23 protein-coding genes are annotated in these 19,086 nt (G+C 65.0%); 11 read left to right on the top strand and 12 right to left on the bottom strand.

Features of this window, described 5'->3' with window-relative positions:
- Positions 1-51: 51 nt before the first annotated feature.
- Together QMF81_RS08830 and QMF81_RS08825 are read left to right on the top strand one after the other, a co-directional pair.
- The gene (locus QMF81_RS08830) at positions 52-924 is read left to right on the top strand and encodes a sensor domain-containing diguanylate cyclase (protein ID WP_281750438.1); all 873 of its coding nucleotides are present in this window, start codon (positions 52-54) and stop codon (positions 922-924) included.
- Entirely contained in the window at positions 899-1,609 is a 711-nt protein-coding gene (locus QMF81_RS08825) for an HD domain-containing phosphohydrolase (RefSeq protein ID WP_281750437.1), read from the top strand. Before QMF81_RS08830 ends, QMF81_RS08825 begins: the two co-directional genes overlap by 26 nt.
- A 108-nt stretch (positions 1,610-1,717) precedes the next feature.
- Here QMF81_RS08825 and QMF81_RS08820 read toward each other — a convergent pair whose 3' ends face one another.
- On the bottom strand, positions 1,718-2,251 hold the full coding sequence (locus QMF81_RS08820) for a periplasmic heavy metal sensor (RefSeq protein WP_281750436.1): 534 nt from the start codon (positions 2,249-2,251) through the stop codon (positions 1,718-1,720).
- Between the two features lie 171 nt (positions 2,252-2,422).
- The gene (locus QMF81_RS08815; RefSeq protein WP_281750435.1) at positions 2,423-2,773 is read right to left on the bottom strand and encodes a nucleotide pyrophosphohydrolase; all 351 of its coding nucleotides are present in this window, start codon (positions 2,771-2,773) and stop codon (positions 2,423-2,425) included.
- A 59-nt stretch (positions 2,774-2,832) separates the two neighbouring features.
- Between QMF81_RS08815 and QMF81_RS08810 the strand changes: the two genes are divergently transcribed.
- Both QMF81_RS08810 and QMF81_RS08805 read left to right on the top strand, forming a co-directional pair.
- Positions 2,833-4,191, top strand: coding sequence for an ATP-binding protein (locus tag QMF81_RS08810; protein ID WP_281750434.1), 1,359 nt, complete (start codon positions 2,833-2,835; stop codon positions 4,189-4,191).
- Positions 4,184-5,578, top strand: coding sequence for a sigma-54 dependent transcriptional regulator (locus tag QMF81_RS08805; protein WP_281750433.1), 1,395 nt, complete (start codon positions 4,184-4,186; stop codon positions 5,576-5,578). Before QMF81_RS08810 ends, QMF81_RS08805 begins: the two co-directional genes overlap by 8 nt.
- Here the strand turns inward: QMF81_RS08805 and QMF81_RS08800 are convergent.
- Positions 5,521-6,225, bottom strand: a complete 705-nt coding sequence (locus tag QMF81_RS08800) for a hypothetical protein (protein ID WP_281750432.1) — start codon at positions 6,223-6,225, stop codon at positions 5,521-5,523. The two genes, QMF81_RS08805 and QMF81_RS08800, sit on opposite strands and share 58 nt — an antisense overlap.
- A 76-nt stretch (positions 6,226-6,301) precedes the next feature.
- Here QMF81_RS08800 and QMF81_RS08795 point away from each other — a divergent pair, with 76 nt between their 5' ends.
- A complete protein-coding gene (locus QMF81_RS08795) occupies positions 6,302-6,964 on the top strand; it encodes a precorrin-8X methylmutase (protein WP_281750431.1) in 663 nt (220 codons plus the stop codon).
- A gap of 3 nt (positions 6,965-6,967) precedes the next feature.
- On the opposite strand, the gene QMF81_RS08790 is transcribed toward QMF81_RS08795, so the two are convergent.
- Genes QMF81_RS08790 through QMF81_RS08755 form a run of 8 tightly spaced genes read right to left on the bottom strand, consistent with a single transcriptional unit; the run spans position 6,968 to position 13,960 of the window.
- The gene (locus QMF81_RS08790) at positions 6,968-7,471 is read right to left on the bottom strand and encodes a 4Fe-4S dicluster domain-containing protein (RefSeq protein WP_281750430.1); all 504 of its coding nucleotides are present in this window, start codon (positions 7,469-7,471) and stop codon (positions 6,968-6,970) included.
- Entirely contained in the window at positions 7,468-8,529 is a 1,062-nt protein-coding gene (locus QMF81_RS08785; RefSeq protein ID WP_281750429.1) for an FAD-dependent oxidoreductase, read from the bottom strand. Before QMF81_RS08785 ends, QMF81_RS08790 begins: the two co-directional genes overlap by 4 nt.
- A gap of 28 nt (positions 8,530-8,557) precedes the next feature.
- The gene (locus QMF81_RS08780) at positions 8,558-9,364 is read right to left on the bottom strand and encodes a tetratricopeptide repeat protein (protein WP_281750428.1); all 807 of its coding nucleotides are present in this window, start codon (positions 9,362-9,364) and stop codon (positions 8,558-8,560) included.
- 17 nt (positions 9,365-9,381) lie between these two features.
- A complete protein-coding gene (gene carA / locus QMF81_RS08775) occupies positions 9,382-10,515 on the bottom strand; it encodes a glutamine-hydrolyzing carbamoyl-phosphate synthase small subunit (protein WP_281750427.1) in 1,134 nt (377 codons plus the stop codon).
- Positions 10,512-11,243, bottom strand: a complete 732-nt coding sequence (gene kdsB / locus QMF81_RS08770) for a 3-deoxy-manno-octulosonate cytidylyltransferase (RefSeq protein ID WP_281750426.1) — start codon at positions 11,241-11,243, stop codon at positions 10,512-10,514. The genes carA and kdsB overlap by 4 nt, the downstream gene beginning before the upstream one ends.
- Positions 11,240-12,463, bottom strand: a complete 1,224-nt coding sequence (locus QMF81_RS08765) for a glycosyltransferase N-terminal domain-containing protein (RefSeq protein WP_281750425.1) — start codon at positions 12,461-12,463, stop codon at positions 11,240-11,242. Before QMF81_RS08765 ends, kdsB begins: the two co-directional genes overlap by 4 nt.
- Positions 12,460-13,368, bottom strand: a complete 909-nt coding sequence (locus tag QMF81_RS08760) for a D-alanine--D-alanine ligase (protein ID WP_281750424.1) — start codon at positions 13,366-13,368, stop codon at positions 12,460-12,462. The genes QMF81_RS08765 and QMF81_RS08760 overlap by 4 nt, the downstream gene beginning before the upstream one ends.
- A complete protein-coding gene (locus tag QMF81_RS08755; protein WP_281750423.1) occupies positions 13,325-13,960 on the bottom strand; it encodes an HDIG domain-containing metalloprotein in 636 nt (211 codons plus the stop codon). The genes QMF81_RS08760 and QMF81_RS08755 overlap by 44 nt, the downstream gene beginning before the upstream one ends.
- A 113-nt stretch (positions 13,961-14,073) precedes the next feature.
- Between QMF81_RS08755 and hypD the strand changes: the two genes are divergently transcribed.
- The 4 genes from hypD to QMF81_RS08735 are packed head-to-tail and all read left to right on the top strand — an operon-like array spanning position 14,074 to position 17,194.
- The gene (gene hypD / locus QMF81_RS08750; RefSeq protein ID WP_281750422.1) at positions 14,074-15,168 is read left to right on the top strand and encodes a hydrogenase formation protein HypD; all 1,095 of its coding nucleotides are present in this window, start codon (positions 14,074-14,076) and stop codon (positions 15,166-15,168) included.
- Positions 15,169-15,189: 21 nt separating this feature from the next.
- Positions 15,190-16,188 (top strand): hydrogenase expression/formation protein HypE, encoded by a 999-nt coding sequence (gene hypE / locus QMF81_RS08745; RefSeq protein WP_281750421.1) that lies wholly within the window; start codon positions 15,190-15,192, stop codon positions 16,186-16,188.
- Positions 16,188-16,718: a 3'-5' exonuclease gene (locus tag QMF81_RS08740; protein ID WP_281750420.1), complete on the top strand. Its 531-nt coding sequence runs from the start codon at positions 16,188-16,190 to the stop codon at positions 16,716-16,718. The genes hypE and QMF81_RS08740 overlap by 1 nt, the downstream gene beginning before the upstream one ends.
- Positions 16,719-16,732: 14 nt before the next feature.
- A complete protein-coding gene (locus QMF81_RS08735) occupies positions 16,733-17,194 on the top strand; it encodes a hypothetical protein (protein WP_281750419.1) in 462 nt (153 codons plus the stop codon).
- 102 nt (positions 17,195-17,296) lie between these two features.
- Here the strand turns inward: QMF81_RS08735 and QMF81_RS08730 are convergent, their stop codons facing one another.
- The gene (locus tag QMF81_RS08730) at positions 17,297-17,458 is read right to left on the bottom strand and encodes a hypothetical protein (RefSeq protein ID WP_281752980.1); all 162 of its coding nucleotides are present in this window, start codon (positions 17,456-17,458) and stop codon (positions 17,297-17,299) included.
- Between the two features lie 170 nt (positions 17,459-17,628).
- Between QMF81_RS08730 and pdxS the strand changes: the two genes are divergently transcribed.
- A complete protein-coding gene (pdxS, locus tag QMF81_RS08725) occupies positions 17,629-18,507 on the top strand; it encodes a pyridoxal 5'-phosphate synthase lyase subunit PdxS (RefSeq protein ID WP_281750418.1) in 879 nt (292 codons plus the stop codon).
- Complete coding sequence (gene pdxT / locus QMF81_RS08720; RefSeq protein ID WP_281750417.1) at positions 18,507-19,061, top strand: pyridoxal 5'-phosphate synthase glutaminase subunit PdxT; 555 nt, start codon at positions 18,507-18,509, stop codon at positions 19,059-19,061. Before pdxS ends, pdxT begins: the two co-directional genes overlap by 1 nt.
- Positions 19,062-19,086 lie beyond the last annotated feature (25 nt).

The raw sequence follows: 19,086 nt of genomic DNA, 5'->3' as shown, positions 1-19,086 counted from the left end.
CCAGTCTCAGCACCAGAAAAAGATTGAGGCTGAGGAGGTCTGCACACAAGCATGAGGGGACATGTTGGGGTTATTGGCCGCTCAGCTGTCTTTGTGGTGTTCTTTTTTTTACTTCCTTGGGTGGGGCTTCTGTTGGCAGCGGAGATGGGCCTCGTGTCCAATGTTTCTGGGATGGGGGCAGGCTTGGTGGCCGTATATTTGGCCTTTTTGGTACCTGTGTCACGAGTCTATGCCCATTGGGTCTTTCTGGCCGATATCCGGCGAATCAACCAGGCCTTGGCTCGCATGCGGCTCGGGGATTATGACGTCGTCTTCCCCGTAGGCGAGGAGCGTTCCGACGAAGACGAGATGGTTCGACTTTTGCGGAATATGAATTGGTTGGCGCGCCGCATTCGTGTCGATATCTGCACCCTTTCTCGGCGTGCCCAAGAGATGCACTCCATGAGTTTTCGCGATGCGCTCACGGGATTGGGGAATCGTCGTGGCCTCGAGGCTGTCTTCCACGAGGCCATGTGTCGGGGAGACTCCATTGCTCTTGCCCTCATGGATTTTGATCGTTTCAAGGCGGTCAACGACACCTATGGGCATCTGGAAGGAGACGCCGTGTTGAAGACCTTTGGACGTATTCTTTATGAAGGGGTGCGCTCAGAGGTGGACTATCCATTTCGTTTGGGAGGAGATGAGTTCGGTGTGATTTTTCGTAACACGAGTCTTGTGGATGCTTGCGATGCATGCCGCCGTATTGCAGATCGTTTTGCTTCAGAAAATGTGTATAAGTGCACTGTTTCTGTAGGGGTAATATCTACACGTCTTGGGTTAGCGAGTTGTTTACTTGAAATTCTGTCGCAGTGTGATCGCGCATTGTATCAAGCAAAAACGCAAGGAGGAAATGTTGTTCATGGATTTGATATCGGAGGGGAGTAAACCAGACCCCGTAGCTTGCTCCACCCTCACCATACATCAAATTGCCGAGGCATTGGGGCGGGCTGTGGACGCTAGGGACCCGGGCACCTATACCCATTCCGAAGAAGTCGCTGCCATAGGACACATCTTGGCGTTGCGCATGGGCCTTTCTCCCCGTTGGGCCGAGATGGTGCACATCGCTGGGCATCTTCATGATATCGGCAAGATTCGCATTCCAGACCATATCCTCCGGAAGCCTGGTCCCCTGACTCCGACTGAAATGGCTGTCATGCGTACCCATGCGGAGGTTGGGGCCAGCATTTTGGAGCCTGTGGAGATTTTCCGTTTGCCAGGAGGAGTAGCGGACATGGTCCGTTTCCATCACGAGCGCTATGACGGCTCAGGCTATCCTCAGGGGCTCCGTGGCCGGACCATTCCTTTAGGGGCACGCATACTGGCAGTAGCGGACAGCCTTTCGGCAATGCTTCAAGGACGGCCCTACAAAGAACCCATGGATTTTGATGCGGCTTTGCGGGAAATTCGAAGTCTTTCCGGAACCTGGTATGATCCGCGAGTGGTGGCAGCCTTGCTCGATTCCGTGGAGTCCGTGCATCAGGCGTGGAGCGCTATCCGAGGGGAGCCTGTACCCATGTGCCTTGAGGATGTCTTAGAAAAAGAGTGTTTCAAAGCCAATGGCTCGGCTTGATTCGGGAGGATCGTGTTGCCTGCACGAGGAGCGGACGCGGACAGGCACAAGACAGCGGCCCGGGGGGAGTCCCGGGCCGCCTGAGGGAGGAGAGGGAAGGAGGAAGGGTTAGTTGGCGGGGCCGTCACCCATCATGCCGCAATTGCCCATCATGCCGCAGCCGTGCCCCATCTTTCGTCCCATGCCGCAACCACCCATGCCATAGGGCAGGGTGATGCCGAGATCGCTCTTGACCTTGGCGCGGAAGGCGTCCTGCTTGGTGCGCACCTGGGCGCGCAGATCCGTGAGCTCCTTGATGAGGGACTGGATGGTTTCGGGCTTGGTGTTGGGGTTGGCGGCCAGGGCGCGCAGCTCTTCGTGCTTGGCCCACAGGGCATCCTGCAAGGGGGCCATTTCCGCATGGTGGGCCTCCCACAATGCGTTCAAGGCAGTCTGCTTTTCCGGCGGGATCGGGGTGGCTTGCGGCATCATGCCCATCATGCCACCCCCATGCCCCATGCCATGGCCCATGCCATGGCCCATGCCGGGTCCCATGCCGTAGCCCGAGCCTTGTCCCGGGGCCGTGGTATTGGCGGCAAGCACCGGGGCAGCGAAGAGGGCACACAGAGCGATGGTGGCGAGGGTCTTGGTCGTCCGTTTCATACTGAAAACTCCTTGGGGTATATGGTTGGGAGGAAGAGGATGCCTTCTTGTATTCAACGGACGTGCCAACGCTCAAACGACGGAAAATCGGGGCGACACGGTGGTTTCGCAGGCTGTGATGGATAAAAACTTTCCAGTTGCCTGGTCAGGATGGTTGGAAAGTATCCATCGTTAGGATGGCGTGGTGAGTTTGGGATTGGAGCGGTGGCGGTCCCGGTCACGGCGGGTCTTTTTTTCGAGGTTCTGGGCAAGGGCGGCGTCCAGGTCCACGCCGGTTTGGTTGGCCAGGCACAGGAGCACGAAGAGCACGTCCGCCAGCTCGTCGGCCAGGTCGTCCTTTTCGTGGGGCTTGAAGCTTTGGTCGCCGAAGCGGCGCACCATGATGCGCGCCAGCTCACCTACTTCTTCCATGAGGATGCCGAGGTTGGTGAGTTCGGAGAAGTAGCGTACGCCGATGGTGCGCACCCAGGTGTCAACGGCCTCTTGCCATGCGTGCAGGCTGCGGTCATGTGTGCTTTCCATGGCCAAGTGGTAGCCTTTTTGCTAGGATCCGGCAACGCTGCGCACGAAGGAGATCTTCCGTGGAGATATTTTCGGACCGGATGCACCGCATGGCCGAGCAGGTGGCTGGGGTGGCCTGGGTGGTGGCCATGGTTTTGGCCGTGGTGGTCTCGGCCCTGGCCGTCATGCATAGTGGCCGCATGCAGGAAACCGCCGCCCAGGTACTCATGAGTCAAGGAGATACCTTGATCCGGGTCCTGGAGGCTGGGGCGCGCATGGGGCATGGCGGTGGCGGGCTTTTTGGTTTGGGCCGGGTTATGGATGAATTGGTGGGCCGACGGGACGTGGAGGCCGTGGCGGTGCTCGATCACAATCTGCGTCCCATGGCGGTGAGCGCCCGCAGTCGTCGGGTGATCGAAGGGCTCGATTTTGCCTCGTTGGTCCCGGAGCCATTCCCCAAGTTCCGTATCCTCACGGATACCGATCCGGTACTCTTTGTGGTGCATCGGCGTTTTCGTCCGCTGCCTCGGGCGTTGACCCAGCTTCCAGAACGGTCGGGATGCACGGATCCTGGGTGTGGCCAGTGGGTGGCCGTGGTGGTCTTGGATGCCCGAGATTACCTGGAGGCAGGGCGTCATGACCGCCATGCCCGGGCCGTGGCCGTGCTCACGGGCGGTGCTTTGGTGGTGTTGGGCGCGGTTTCCGTGTTTTGGCGTCGCCGGGTGCGTGGCCTGCAGGAAGCCATGGCCCGGCAGGCGCAGCTCGCCCTGGTGGGAAGCCTCGCTGCCGGCGTGGCGCACGAGATCCGCAACCCCTTGAGCTCCATCAAGGGCTTTGCCACCTACTTTGCCGGCCTCTTTGCCGAAGACTCCCGCGAGGCCGCCATGGCGCGCTTGGTGGTGCACGAAGTGGGGCGCATGGACCGCAGTATCTCGGAGCTCTTGGACCTGGCACGGCCGTTTCGCCTTGTCCGCGCCAAGCAGGAGGTTGCGACACTCTGCCACGATGCCGCTCGCCTGGTGGCTCCGGAATGTGCCTCCCAGGGGATTGCGGTGGAGGTGCGCGTCCCTTCGGGGATCATTGTCTTTTGGGATGCCGACCGCATTCGGCAGGCGCTGCTCAATCTGCTCCTCAACGCCATCCATGCCATGCCCGATGGCGGAAGTCTCACGCTTTCGGCCCGGGGGGGACGCGAGGGTGTGGAGATCCTCGTGGAGGACACGGGGCACGGCATTGCTCCAGAGCATCTGGAGCGTATCTTCGATCCCTATTTCACCACCCGCGGAACCGGCACCGGCTTGGGGCTGGCCATCACCCGCCGTATCGTGGAGGCCCATGGCGGCCGCATCGAGGTGCAGTCGCGGCTTGGGGTCGGCACTACCGTGCGTTTGGTAATCCCGGCGGGATCGGCAGACATGGAGGACGCTCAGGATGGATAAGGCACGCATACTCATCGTCGAAGACGACCACGCCCATGGGGTGATGCTGGAGGTGATGCTCTCGGGATGGGGGTATGACGTGGTGCGCGTGGAAGACGGCGAAGCCGCGGTGGAGCAAGTGCGCGCGCAGCCTTTCGATGCGGTGCTCACCGACATCCGCATGGCCCGGATGGATGGGATCACTGCCCTGCACCACATCCGTGCCATCAATCCCGCCCTGCCGGTACTCATCATGACTGCCTACTCCTCGGTGGAGAGCGCCATTCAGGCGGTGCGCGAGGGGGCGTATGATTATCTGCAAAAGCCGTTGGATTTTGAACATCTGCGCCTTGCTCTCGCCCGTGCTGTGGATCATGGCCGCTTGAAGTTGGAAAACGTGCGCCTGCGCGAGGTGGTGGAACGCGCCTCGGGCGAGCCGGAGCTGGTGGGCTCGTCGCCGGCCATGCGCGAGCTTTTCCGCACCATCGATGCCGTTGCCCCCACCGAGGCCACGGTGCTCATCACCGGGGAGTCGGGCACGGGGAAGGAATTGGTGGCCCGGGCCATCCACCGGGCGAGCCTGCGGGCTTCAGGGCCGCTGGTGACGGTCAATTGCGCGGCCCTTCCGGAGCAGCTTTTGGAATCCGAGCTCTTTGGCCACGAAAAAGGGGCCTTTACCGGCGCAGATCGCCCCCGGGACGGCCGCTTTCTCAAGGCCCACGGCGGGACACTCTTTCTCGATGAAATGGGCGAGCTCCCTTTGGCCGTGCAGGCCAAACTCTTGCGTGCGGTGCAGGAAGGCGAAGTGCAGCGTTTGGGCTCCGACCGGATAACACGGGTGGACGTGCGCATCCTCGCGGCCACCAACCGGGATCTGGCTGCGGAAGTGGCTGCCGGGAGGTTTCGGGAGGACCTGTACTACCGCCTGAGTGTCATCACCGTAGCAGTGCCGCCGCTTCGGGCGCGGCGTGAGGATATCGTCTTGTTGGCGCACCACTTTTTGCAGCGCTATGCCGAGCGCAACCACCGCGCGGTCCGCGCCTTTTCTCCCCGCGCCATGGATGCGCTCCTGCGTCACGACTGGCCGGGCAATGTGCGGGAGCTGCAAAACGCCGTGGAGCGGGCGGTGATTCTGTGCCCGGCAGAGACCATCGATCTGGAGGACTTGCCTGCTTCCGTGCGCTCCGCCGTGGAGCGGGCTCCCCAGGAGGGGGCGGGCAGTCCTGGAAGTCTGGAAGATGCCGAGCGGGAGCGCATCCTCGAGGTGCTCCGCGAGACCGGGGGCAACAAGAGCCAGGCGGCGCGCATCCTGGGGATCACCCGGGTGACGCTGCGGGCCAAGATGCGGCGCTACGGCATCGAGGACGAGGACAGGCAGGCAAAATCGCTCGCCGGGCTTTCCCAGTGATGGGTGAGCAGCCCGGGCTGGCTGTACGGCTGATGGCAGAGGCAACTGCCGTCCGGTGCTACCACGCAGGTGGCTGCCGCCTGGCAGGGGTGGGCAGGTCCGACACTGGCGATGGGGATCTTGGCTTCGGCGCTGCGGCAGATGAGGGCCTTTTCGTGGAACGAGGCATCCGGGTCGCACCAGGTGCGCGGCGGGATGCCGTCTCCGTCGAGCACCGTGGCATGGGCGTGGAAGATGAGCTGGGCCCCGTGGCGCACCAGAGGCCGCAGGCAGTCGCCGCGGGTCCAGAGGGTGTCCCCCACCACCAGACCAAAACAGCGTCCGGCGAGTTCGAAGGCCGGGTAGCAGTGGGAAACCCCAGGCTGGTATACCGCCAGGATGGTGCCGGAGGCGTCGATCACGGCCACGGACTCTTGGCCGGAGGCGGTATCGAGGACCGGCAGCAGCAGCGCGAGGCTGCAGTCGTGGGCCAGGCGCGCGGCATCGTGGAGGAGCGGGGTCGGGTCTTGCGGGGTGGTGATGGAGCGGGAAGAGAAGCAGAGCACGCCGACCCCGAGGTTGCTCGCTTGCCGCACCACGGCGTGTACCGTATCGAGAATGTCGCTGCTGCCGTGATCCAAGGGAAGTGATGCCAGACCGATATGCACGAGTATCCTTGGGCTGGAGATCCGGGACAACGGGAGGCTTCTTATTGAGAACTATCGCACAATTCAAGAGAAAATCATGTTACAAGACTGCAGAACCCTCCGGGAGCTCCTGACCGCCGTGACCCCGGAAGACATCGAACCCCTTTCCATGGCGCGCATCGACGCCGAAGTGGGGGATCCCAAGCCTTTTGCGGGCCCGGAGTGGGTGGTGGCCCGACGGGTGGTGCATGCCTGTGCGGACCTGGATATCGTGAACGCGTTGGCGTTTCATCCCCGCGCCGTGGCCGAGGGGGTGGCGGCCCTGCGTGCTGGAGCGCGTATTGTCACGGACACCCATATGGCCCGCATGGGCATTCCCATGCGTCGTTTGCAGCCCCTGGGGGCCACGGTGGAGTGCCTCTTGGGGGACGCACGTGTCGCTCAACGGGCGCGGCGCGAGGGTCTGACGCAGACCGCCGCAGCCATGGACCTCCTGATGGAAGACGGGGGCGCGGACATCATCGTCATCGGCAACGCCCCTACGGCCTTGGTGCGCCTTACCGAGCACCTGCTGGCCGGGGCGCGGCCGCCCAGGCTGGTGGTGGCCATGCCGGTGGGCTTTGTCAACGCCTCGGAGTCCAAAGAGTTTTTCTTGGCGTGCTGCCCCACGGTGCCGAGCATCGTGCTGCGGGGGCGCAAAGGCGGCTCCCCCTTGGCGGCCAGCGCCGTCAATGCCCTTGCGACATTGGCGCTGGCCTGAGGTTCAGTCTTTGTGGGGTTTGCGGATGTGGCGGAGCACCCGGGCCTCGGCCAGCTCCGCCTCTTCGGTCTTGAGGGCGGCGAGATCTGCCTCATCCACGTATTGGATGGCGCCGCAGGGGCACATCTCGGCGCAGGCCGGATTCATGCCCAGCTGTCGCCGGCTGGCGCACAGGTCGCACTTGGCGATCATCACCCCTTTGTCCGTCTCCAGCATGGCGCCATACGGGCACGCGAGGATGCAACTGCGGCTTTCACACCCGCGGCACAGTAGGTATTGGTGGATGACGGCCCCATCGTGATCCTGGACAATGGCCCCTCGTTTGCATGCCCGCATGCATTTGGGTTCTTCGCAGTGGTGGCAATACAGGGGGACCATCACCCCGTCGACGGTGCGGGTCATCTGGATGCGCGGCACGTCATGCACGAATTTGCATACATATTCACACGTTTCGCAGCCGATGCATTTACTGTAGTCCACGTAGAGGACTTTGCGTCCAGAGCTCATGCGCGCCTCGTGCGTTCGTCTTTGGTCATGAGGTCGTCGTAGGCGTACGCGTCAAGACGGTCCTGGGCCTTGAGGTCCAGCCAATTGGCCAGGGACCGGGCCGCCTTGAGGCCGCTGTAGATCGCTTTGCCGATCTTGCTGGGGCCGGTGAGGGCGTCTCCGGCCACGAAGACATTTTCGATATCCGTCATATGCAGCCACCGCACCTCGCCCTTGCGGACGTTTTCCAGGCCCAGTTCCCGGGCAAAGGGCGGGGTGGCGATTTCGCCGATGGCGGTGACCACGATATCTGCAGCCAGGGTGATGGTGCCGTGCTCCGGATGGCTGAGTTCGATGCCTTCCACGTGGGCTTCGCCGAGGATGCGCACCGGGGTGACCCGCTCGTGCCAGACGACTCCCAGAGACTGGAGGCGCTCGATCTCGAAGGAGCCGCACGGGGCCTCTTGGGCGGTGCGGCGGTAGAGATGATACACCGTGGCCGCCCCCAGCCGCAGGGCGCTATGGGCCACGTCCACCGCCGAATGTCCGGCGCCGATGACCGCCACCACCTTGCCGGCGACTTCCACGGGCTTGGCATGGGGGGCGCAGTAGTGGGCGGCACGGATGGGAAAGAGGAATTCCAGGCCGGAGTAGACTCCCGGCAGGTCTTCGCCAGGGATGCCGAGTTTGCGCGATTTCCAGGCGCCGGTGCAGATGATGCTGGCGTCGTGGCGTTTGACGATGTCTCCAAGGCCGAGCACCTCCCGGCAGAAGTGGTCGCCTTCTTCCTCGAAGAGGGGGGCGGAACAGCAGATCTTGGTATGGCTTTGGAAGATCACGCCAAATTGGCGTTCCATGTGGCGGATACCCGCCTCGATGCGCTCTTTGGGGATGCGATGTCCGGGGATGCCGAAGCGCATGAGCCCCCCGGGTTTGGGGAGCTTGTCGTAGACGGTCACCTGGTAGCCCAGACAGGAAAGATAGCCTGCCGCGGCGAGCCCCGAGGGCCCGGCGCCCACGATGCCCACGCTGCGGCCGTTGGGCGGAGCGGGTTCTTTGCAGAGGAAATTGAAGTTCATATCGGCCTCGTGCGTACGTCTGCGGGAGTTAGGCGCGCTGCATCTGCTTGTGCGCATAAAGGCGCATCTTGCGGGCTTCGTCAAAATCCGCGTTGAGGGCGATGGCCTTGTCCGCACACTCCATGGCCCGTTTCCATTGGCGCATGTCCAGGTACACCCGGCCGAGGTTGAAGTGGAGGTATTCGTCCTTGGGCGCGCGCTCCAGGGCGTGGAGATAGCACTGTTCCGCCTCTTCCAGGTGTCCGGCCTTGCGCAGCGTCATGGCCAATTTGTTGAAGATATGGGCGGACTCGGGGTTTTGGGCGTGGGCCTCCTTGAGCATGGCAATGGCCAGATCCAGCAGACCATGCTCCAAAAAGAGGTCCGCGATGGCCTCTTTGAGGTCCGTATCCTCGGGCGCGGTTTCGATGACTTTGCGCGCGGCGCGTTCAGCCTCGGCGCTGTTGCCCGCGGCGGCGGCCGCCTCCAGCTTGGCCCAGAGCTCCTGACGTTTGGCCTCCAGGGACTGCATGCTCACTTGAAGCTCCTCCTGGAAGTTTTCCTGGAGGAAGCTGTAGAGCTCGGTGAGACTCTGGGCCAGTTCCTTTTCCATGCCGGGTTTGTAGGGGATCTGCAGGGGATAGATCTTTTTGAGGCCCTGGTCGTTGGCGAGGAAATAGGCCGCCTTGTCCAGCGATTCTTGGAAGGCCTTGAATTCGTGTTTGAGCAGCTGGGCCCGGAGCACGAACTGCGTGGCCTCCAGGAGGTTGCGTACCGCCGACAAGAGCTTGCCCTGTTTGAGCAGGCCGTAGACATCGTTGAGCTGTTTCTTGGCTTTGAGCACTTCGGCGGACATGGGTGTCTCCTTGGCGTTTAGACCGGGGCGCCGGTTTCCAGCATCCGGGCAAAGCGCGGGAAGAAGGCCTGGCAGTCATGGGGGCCAGGGCCGGCTTCCGGATGATGCTGCACGCAGAAGATGGGTTTTTTCCGGTGGCGGAAGCCTTCCAGGGTCTTGTCGTTGAGGTTGATATGCGTCTTTTCCAGATCGTCCAGGCCCGAGATGTCCACACAAAAACCGTGATTCTGGGAGGAGATGTCGATCTTGCCGGTGGCGAGGTTTTGTACCGGGTGGTTCACGCCGTGGTGGCCGAACTTGAGCTTGAAGCTGCGGCCGCCCAAGGCCAGGCCCAAGAGCTGGTGTCCTAGGCAGATGCCGGCCACGGGGAATTCGTCGCAGAGTTGGCGGATGATGGCGATCTCCTGCGTGAGGGCCGCGGGGTCGCCGGGGCCGTTGGAGAGGAACACGCCGTGGGGAGAGAGCCGTCGCACGGCCTCGGCGGGGAAGCGTGGCGGCACGCCGATGATGGCGATACCGTGCGCCGCCATGAGGCGCAGGATGTTCCACTTGACGCCGTAGTCGTAGACCACCACCCGGAAGCGTCCGCCCTCGGGCCAGCAGGGCAGGCCGTCTTGGCTTTGCGGGGCCGGGACGGGGCCCTGCGGTGTCCAGTGGTACGGCGCCTTGGGGGCGACATGGTCCGCAAGCCCTGCCCCTTCCATGGAAGGAAGGCTGCGGGCCTTGGCCACCAGGGCCGCGGGATCGTCCACCGCCGTGGAGATGATGCCGCGCATGGCGCCGTGGATACGCAGGTGCCGGGTAAGGGCCCGGGTGTCGATCCCCTCCAGCCCCATGACCCCGTGGCGGGAGAGATATTGGGGCAGACTTTCCGTGGCCCGCCAATTGGAGGGCACCGGGCAGCACTCGCGCACGATGAGCGCCGCGCAGTGGATGCGGCCGGACTCCACGTCTTCGGGATTGATGCCGTAGTTGCCGATGTGCGGGTACGTCATGCACACCATCTGGCCAAAATAGGATGGGTCCGTGAGGATTTCCTGATATCCGGTCATGCCGGTGTTGAAGATGACTTCCCCACCGGTTTCCCCCGGTCCGGTGAACGAGGTGCCGGGGAACAGGGTGCCGTCTTCCAGGGCAAGGAGAGCTTTCATGATGCCTGCTCGTTGAGGATGCGGGTTACGGTGTCGATGTCTTCCGGCCGGTCCACCCCAAAACTCATGTGGGGCGTGATGGCCACGTGGATGGGAATGCCGGCCTCCAAAAGGCGCAACTGCTCCAGGCACTCCATGCGTTCCAAGGGACTTTGACCCAGTTTAGCAAACTTTTCAAGAAGCGGCAGCCGGAACCCGTAGAGACCGATGTGTCCGAGGTATTGGGGCTGCGCATCGCGGCCGTACGGGATAGGGGCGCGGGAGAAATACAGCGCCCGGCCGTCGGTGGCGCGTACCACTTTCACGGTGTCCGGCCGTGTGGCCTCATGGGCGCTGATGGGCCGCGCCAAGGTGGTGATGCCCACCTCGGGGCGGGCAAAGGGCGCCACCAGGGCGTCGAGCATCTCCGGGTGGAGCAGGGGTTCGTCGCCTTGGACGTTGAGCACGACGGTGTCCGGCGTGGCCTTGAGGATGCGGGCGGCTTCCAACACCCGGTCAGAGCCGCTGGGGTGATCGGGCCGGGTGCGCACCACGGCCACCCCGAGGTCGCGGGCTGCGGCCTCGATGCGTGCGTCGTCCGTGGCGAGCACCACGCGCCCGACCGCAGGGCTTGCCGCGGCCCTGGTGGCCACGTGCCAGAACATGGGTTTGCCGAGGATGGGCGCCAGGGGCTTTCCGGGAAAGCGGGAACTGGCGTAGCGGGCGGGGATGATGGCAAGGACGTTCATGGTTGGGACAGAGGCTCCAGGAAGGGGGTGAGCAGACGGACGATATGGCGCGCGCCGTCGGCCTGGGCGGCCACGGCTGCGGCAAAGGCCGCGCGCACGGCGTGTCGCGGCGGCGCCGGGAGCAGCAGCGACCGGGCGGCTTCCTGAGGGGTGGCGGTGACCGTCACCCATTGATCGACCACGGGTTTTCCCACCCAGGCGAAGTGTTCCCAGTGCGGGCCGATGGAGGGGAGCACGCCTTGGGCCAAGGGTTCGAGAAAATTGTGACCGCCGCCCACGAAAGTCCCGCCCACGAAGGCGCGGTGGGCCATGGCGTAGGCGGCGCGCAGTTCGCCGAAGCGGTCTCCCAGCAGCACCTCCCCGGGGGCGATGGGGTGGTTTCCCGAGCGCAGCCGAAAGGGGATCCCGGCGCGCTCCAGGTGTCTTTGCCAGGTCGCGATCCGGTGCAGGTGGCGGGGGAAGAGGAGGATGCCCGCCTGGGGGGCCAGGGCGCGCAGATGGGTGATGAGGGCGAGCACCATGTTCTCTTCTTCGGCGCGCACGGAGCCCAGCACCAGGACCGGACTGGTGGCCGCCGCCATCTGGGCGAGGTCTGCGGGAGGGGTTTCCTCGGGGTCCAGGGCCAGGGCGAATTTGAGGCTGGGGATCACCTCCACCTGCGCCTGCGGGAACAGGGCGGCGAAGCGGGCCGCGTCCTGGGGGCTCACGGCGGCGACCAGCGCGGGCCCCATGGAGGAAAACCAGGGGCGAAGGCGCAGGTAGCGGGCAAAGGAACGCCGTGTCATGCGGGCGCTGGCCACGGTAACCGGGATGCGGCGCGCGGCACAGGCCGCAAGGATGCCGGGCCAAAGCTCGGTCTCCAGGAGCACCACGGCCTTCGGCGCGGCCTGGTCCAGCAGGCGCCCCACCAGTGCGGGGTGGTCCCAAGGCTGGTGCCGTACGTGCAGGGTAATCTCTCGCACTGCCGCCTGGGGGGCGCAGGAGGCGAGAAAGTCCCGGCCTTGGGTGGTGGTGGCGGTGGCAAGGATACTGAGGGGCGTGGGGAGCGCTGCCAAAAGCGGGGCCACCAGCCGGCATTCGCCGGCGGAGGCGGCTTGGATCCAGAGTTGGCAACGGGGCGCCGTGGTGCGCATGAGTCGCTCGGCTGCGCCTGCGCGCAGGCGTGGGTGCAGCAGGGCGGGCGCGGCGAGGGTGGCAAGCAGGGCGTAGAGGCGGTTCATGAATGCTTGCGCATCCCCAGACGGATGAGTTCGGCAAGCAGGTCTTCGAAGGAAAGCCCCACAGCCGCGGCCTCTTGGGGCAAAAGGCTCGTGGCGGTCATGCCCGGCAGGGTGTTGGTTTCGAGGATCCAGAGTTTCCCTGCGCCATCCATGAGGAAATCCGAGCGGCTGTAGTCGGCAAGTCCTAACGCCTCATGGGCGGTTTGAGCCATCTCTTGGAGTTTTCGGGTGGTGGCGGCGTCCACGGGTGCAGGGCAGATTTCGTCGCTGGCGCCGGGCAGGTATTTGCTCGCGTAGTCGAAGAAGCTGCCGGCCTTGGGGCGGATGAGGATCGGCGGAAGCGTCTTGCCCTCCAGGACGCCGCAGGTGAGTTCCACTCCGTGGATGCACACCTCGGCGATGAGGTCTTGGCCGAGCACTTCGGGCCGGGCGAGCTGGGTGATGCGCTCGGCCTCATTGTTCACAAAGGCGACGCCGACGCTGGAGCCGCCGCGATTGGGCTTGAGCACCAAAGGATAGGGCAGCCGGGGGTGCCACGAGGCGATCCGGTTGGCGGACACGAACTCCCAGGCCGGGGTGGCGAGCCCGGCACGGACAAAGACGGCCTTGGCCGCGGCCTTGTCCAGGGCGAGCAGCGAACCACGAGGGCCAGCGCCCTGGTAGGGAAGCGGGATGGTCTCGAGAAGGGCCTGCACCAGGCCGTCTTCGCCGGGGGAGCCGTGGAGATTGAGAAAGGCGAAATCCTGGCCTTGTGCGGCGTCGAAGATCCCGTGCAGTCCGCCTTCGGGGTCGAAGCGTCGCACCTGGTGGCCCAGACGGCGCAGGGCGCCCTCGATCTGCTCGGCCCCGAGCAAGGAGACGTCACGCTCCGGGGACCAACCTCCGGCAATCAAAAGGATGTTCATGCAGTGGCACTCCCAAATAGGTGCTCAAGGTGGATTCCAGTTGCCGGGCCTGGGCCCAGGTGCGGTGGATATGCTCCCGGCTTTGAGGGGTGCGGCCGTAGCGCTCCAGGAGATCGGTGAAGCGTTCGTCCACGGAGACGATCTCTTCGTGCCGTACCCGTTTGTCGCTGTACGAGACTACGAGGGGGAGGAAGTGGAGCTCCGGGTCCAGAGCCCCGGGCCAATACACGTGGTGGAGCACCCCTTGCGCCAGGCGCGGATTTCCCGTGCACTCCATGGCCCAGGCCGCCCCCAGCTGGCTGTGGTTGCCGCCGTGGCGGATGCAGTAGGTCTTGCCGAGGTCATGGAGCAGGGCCGCGGCCCGCACCAGGCGCACGGCGTCGTCGGCGCCGAGATCCGCGGCGATGGTTTTGCCTGCGGCGACCGCCAGGGTGGCGATTTCCGTGGCAATGGCCGCCACCTGGGCGCTATGGCGCTCGATGTGCGGCAGCATGTCGTAGGCACGCCACCATGCCTGACACGTTTCGTCCGAAGGGATGCGCCCGCACGGCGCGGCAGGGATGTGGTGGAGCATGGCAGGTCCGTGGGTCATGGGAACTGGCGTTTTCGGCGGGGCGTGGTTGACACGCCCCAAGGCCGACCTTTAGCAGGGTCGCCGGCAAAAGCAAACGCCTGGCGCGCCCTCTATTTCTGGCAGGAGGTCCCATGGATCAGCGTATTGACGGCTTTCACGACCCCGCGTTGTGCCGTTCTTTGGTGGGGGCCATTCGCGAGCGGTTGGCGGGCCGACGCCTCCGTTTCATGGAGGTGTGCGGCACCCATACGGTGGCCATTTTCCGCTCCGGCATCCGCTCGGTGCTCGCGGACGTGGTGGAGCACCTCTCCGGACCAGGGTGCCCGGTGTGCGTCACCCACGACCGCGAGGTGGCGGCATTCTTGGACCTGGCTTCCCGCCCCAAGGTGACCGTGGCCACCTTTGGCGACCTCATGCGCGTCCCCGGCCCCGGGGGGCGCAGCCTCAAGGCCGCGCAGGCCGAGGGCGCCACGGTGAAGATCGTCTACTCTCCGGCCGATGCCCTGGAGTGGGCCGCCGCGCATCCCGAAGAACAGGTGGTGTTCTTGGGCGTGGGCTTCGAGACCACGGCACCGGCGGTGGCAGCCACCCTCCAGATGGCCAAGGCGCGGGAGATCATGAACTTTTCCGTGCTGAGCATGCACAAGCTGGTGCCCCCGGCCCTGGCGGCCTTGGCCGCGGACCCGGACATCTCTCTGGATGCCTTCCTCCTCCCTGGCCATGTCTCGGCCATCATCGGCACCGAGCCGTACCAATTCCTGGCCGCGGAGCACGGCATCCCTGCGGTGGTCGCTGGCTTCGAACCTGTAGACATCTTGGACGCCATCAAGACCCTGGCGGAGATGACTGCAGGCGGCACGGCGCGGGTGGAAAACTGTTATCGTCGGGTGGTGGCGGACGCAGGCAACCCCCGGGCCATGGCCATCTTGGACGAAGTATTCGCCGTCACCGACGCCCCCTGGCGCGGCATCGGCGTCATCCCGCGCAGCGGTCTCGCCCTGCGGCCCGAGTACGCCCCCTGGGACGCCCGCGTGGTGTTCGCCGTGGAAGAGCAGGACGTGCCGCCCATTCCCGGCTGCCGCTGCGGCGAGGTGCTCAAGGGCAAGCTCGCCCCGGACGGGTGCCCGCTCTTCGGCCGGGTCTGCACCCCGGCAGCCCCGGTGGGACCGTGCATGGTGTCCACCGAAGGCTCGTGCGCCGCATACTTCAAATACCGGGTGCGCTAGGCCCGGATAAGGACCACGCTGATGGATCGCATTCTCTTGGACGCCGGAAGCGGGGGCAAGGCCTCGCACCGCCTGATCCACGACCTCTTTTTCCGATTGCTGGGCAACGACTATCTCACCCGCATGGACGACGCCGCCCTCTTGCCCGTCTCCGGGCCTGTGGCGGTGAGCACCGACGGGTTCACCGTGAGCCCGCTCTTTTTCCCTGGCGGCGACATCGGCGCCTTGGCGGTGCACGGCACGGTCAACGACGTGGCCATGCTCGGCGCCCGCCCCCGCTTCCTTACCGCGGCCTTCGTCATCGAAGAGGGCTTCTTGATGGCGGACCTTGAGCGCATCGTCACCTCCATGGCCAAAGCCGCCAAGGAGGCCGGGGTGCTCGTGGTGGCCGGAGATACCAAAGTGGTGCCCAAAGGCGCGGCGGATGGCATGTTCATCACCACCACCGGCATCGGTGAGGTGCTGGTGCAGCCCGCGCCCAGCGGCCACCGCGCAAAGCCCGGGGACGCGGTGCTCGTGAGCGGCTTTCTAGGGGACCATGGCCTGGCCATCATGGCGAGCCGCGAAGGCCTTTCCTTCGACGTGCCGGTGGTCTCCGACTGTGCGAGCTTGAACGGCCTGGTGGAGGCCGTGCTCGCGGCGGTGCCCGAGGTGCACGTGCTGCGCGACCCCACCCGCGGCGGCCTCATCACCACCTTGAATGAAATCGCCGCCCAATCGGGCGTGGAGATCCAGGTGGAGGAAGCGGCCGTGCCGGTGCGGCCGGAGGTGGCTTCCGGATGTTCCTTCTTGGGGCTCGATCCGCTCTATCTCGCCAACGAGGGCAAACTCGTGTGCCTGGTGCCTGAGGCGCATGGCGACGCCGCCCTGGCGGCCTTGCGCGCCCATCCCTTGGGCCGGCACGCCGCGCGCATCGGTACGGCTGCGGCCGGCCCCAGCCGGGTGGTGATCACCACTCCCTTGGGCGGCCAGCGCCTGGCGGATATGCTGGAGGGCGAGCAGCTGCCGCGCATCTGCTGATGTCCGTCTTTGTCGCCCTGGATTTCGAGACCGCGGACGGCAGCCGCGAGAGCGCCTGCGCCGTGGGCGTGGTGCGGGTGGAGGCCGGGCGGGTGACGGCGCGGCTGGCGCGTCTCATCCGGCCCCCGCACCTGACCTTTTCGCCGTTTTGTGTCCGCATCCATGGCATCACCCCGGCCATGGTGGCCGATGCCCCGGATTTTGGGCAATTGTGGCCGCAGATCGCCCCCCTTGTGGCCGGGGCGCGGTTTCTGGCCGCCCACAACGCGGCCTTCGATCGCGGAGTGCTTAGCGCCTGTTGCCGGCACTACGGCATCCCTATCCCGGCATTGCCCTTCGTCTGTACCGTGCGCCTTTCCCGCAAGGCCTGGAATCTTCCTTCGGCAGCCCTGCCTGTGGTATGCAGGCACTTGGGCATTCCTTTGAAGCACCACGACGCCGCTTCCGACGCATGGGCGTGCGCGCGCATCGTTTTGGCCATCCAGAAGGATGCGCCCGAGCTGCTTTCCCCTTATTTCGATCATTCTTGATTTTGGAGAATACGATGCTTTCTTCCAGCGAGATCCGGGCCAAGATCTTTTTGACCATACTGGGTAAATTCCAGTGGAGTGAGCCGCAACGTCACGAAGCCATTCGCGAGTACCTTCTCGTCACGCTTCCTAATATCACCCCGGACGCCGCCACCCGCTTGGCGGAGCTGGTGCCGGCGCTCATGCCCAAGCTCTACGAGAAATGGATTTCCGCATTTGTGGACCGGCTGCTGGAGACCATCCCGGACGCCCAGCTGCAGGTGCTCGTGAGTGGTGGGGAAGAAAACGACGCGGCCTTGTGTCTGGTGTTTCTCATGTTCCTGGAGTCCGCCCGCATGGAGGCGCAGATGGAGGCCGACTTGCGGGAATACGCCGCCGCCCATGCAACCGATCCGGACATGGGCGATCTCGTGGCCCAGTATCTGCGCGCCAAAGTGGCGGAACTGGCCCGGGAGGCCCGGGGGACGGTGCAGTAGATCGGCGCTGCGGGTACCCCTCGGGGTGGTCTGACTGCGGCGTCGTCACAGGGTTCTGCGGCCCAGGGTGCGGTCCACCACCTGGCGGACGTCCGCCAGGCATCAGCGGCCTTTGGGATTGGTGGTGGCGCAGCTGCAGCCGCCCTGGGCCTTTTCGCGCACGATACGTTCCATGATGGTGCTTCGGCCATGGGCCTGGATGTCGGCGACGATGTCGGCCTCGGTATAGCCGAAGCAAAAGCAGATGGTCGGCGATGCGGACACGGGACCTCCTCCGGGATACGGCCATTTTCTCCCCCCATGCTGTGACCTGCTGTCTCCAGGGGCTCAACCAGGAAAATTCCTCCTGATTTTGCTCCTCAGGGATTCCTTCTTGTGCTGTGCCCGCTGGTGGGCATCATGGCGTTTTGCCAGCAATCACAAGGAGGACGACGATGGAGACACGCGACGTATTGGGCGAGGGACTGGCGCGCATGCTCAAGGGTGGGGTGATCATGGATGTGGTGAGCCCGGAGCAGGCGGTGGTGGCGGAGCAGGCCGGGGCCTGCGCGGTCATGGCCTTGGAGCGGGTACCGGCGGATATCCGCGCCCAGGGCGGGGTGGCGCGCATGTCCGACCCTGGGCTCATCCGGGAGATCATGGCTGCGGTGAGCATCCCGGTCATGGCCAAATGCCGCATCGGCCATTTCGTGGAGGCCCGCATCCTGGAGGCCGTGGGCGTGGACTACATCGATGAGAGCGAAGTCCTGACCCCGGCGGACGAATCCCACCATATCGACAAGCGCAGCTTTCGTGTGCCCTTTGTGTGCGGCTGTCGTGACCTGGGTGAGGCCCTGCGCCGCGTTGCCGAGGGGGCGGCCATGATCCGCACCAAGGGCGAGGCGGGCACCGGGGATGTGTCCGAGGCGGTGCGCCATGCCCGCTTGGTACAGGGGGCCATCCGGCGTCTGTGCTCCATGGCCGAGGACGAAGTGGCGGCCTACGCCAAGGAACTGCGCGCTCCGCTGGATCTGGTGTGGCAGACGCGAAAACTCGGCCGCTTGCCGGTGGTGCATTTTGCCGCGGGCGGCATCGCCACGCCGGCGGATGCGGCACTCATGATGCACCTGGGCATGGACGGGGTGTTCGTGGGCTCCGGCATCTTCAAGAGTGCGGACCCGCAGGCCCGCGCCCGGGCCATTGTCCAGGCGGTCACGCATTTTGCCGACTTTGAGAAACTCGCCGAGATCAGTGCCGGCCTGGGCGAGGCCATGAGCGGCGTGGCGGTGCAGCAATTGGCGGACGCGGCCCGCCTGGCGCAGAGGGGCTGGTGATGCGCATCGGAGTGCTGGCCCTGCAAGGGGGCTTTGCCGAGCACGCCGCGGCCCTTGCGCGTTTGGGCATCGCGCACCGGCAGGTGCGTGTCCCCAAGGACCTGGAAGGAATCTCCGGCCTCATCATCCCCGGCGGGGAGAGTACGACCCTGGGCATCCTTGCCGTCGCCGGCGGGCTCGTGGAGCCGCTGCGCTCCTTTGCCGCCACGCGGCCGGTATGGGGGGTGTGCGCGGGGCTGGTGTTCTTGGCCCGGGATCCGGGGCGCCATCAGACCACGTTGGGGGTGATGGACATCCAGGTGGCGCGCAACGCCTATGGCCGCCAGCGGGAGAGCTTTCAGGCCGAGGTGCAGGTGGCGGACCTGGGAGCCTTCCCTGGGGTGTTCATCCGCGCCCCGCGTCTGGTGGCCTGGGGGGAGGCCGTGGTCCCCTTGGCCTGGCGTGGGGATGAGGTGGTCGGCGTGCGTCAGGGAATGATTTGGGCCACGGCCTTTCACCCGGAACTCACCGCCGACACGCGCCTGCACGCCCTGTGGGCGCAGCTGTGCCGTTGACAGGGGGGCGTTCCTCGCGCACCTC

It is taken from the genome of Thermodesulfomicrobium sp. WS, from assembly GCF_027925145.1.
GTDB lineage: Bacteria > Desulfobacterota > Desulfovibrionia > Desulfovibrionales > Desulfomicrobiaceae > Thermodesulfomicrobium.
The sequence above is the reverse complement of the archived record's forward strand: the minus strand, read 5'-3'. Positions and strand labels throughout refer to the sequence as shown.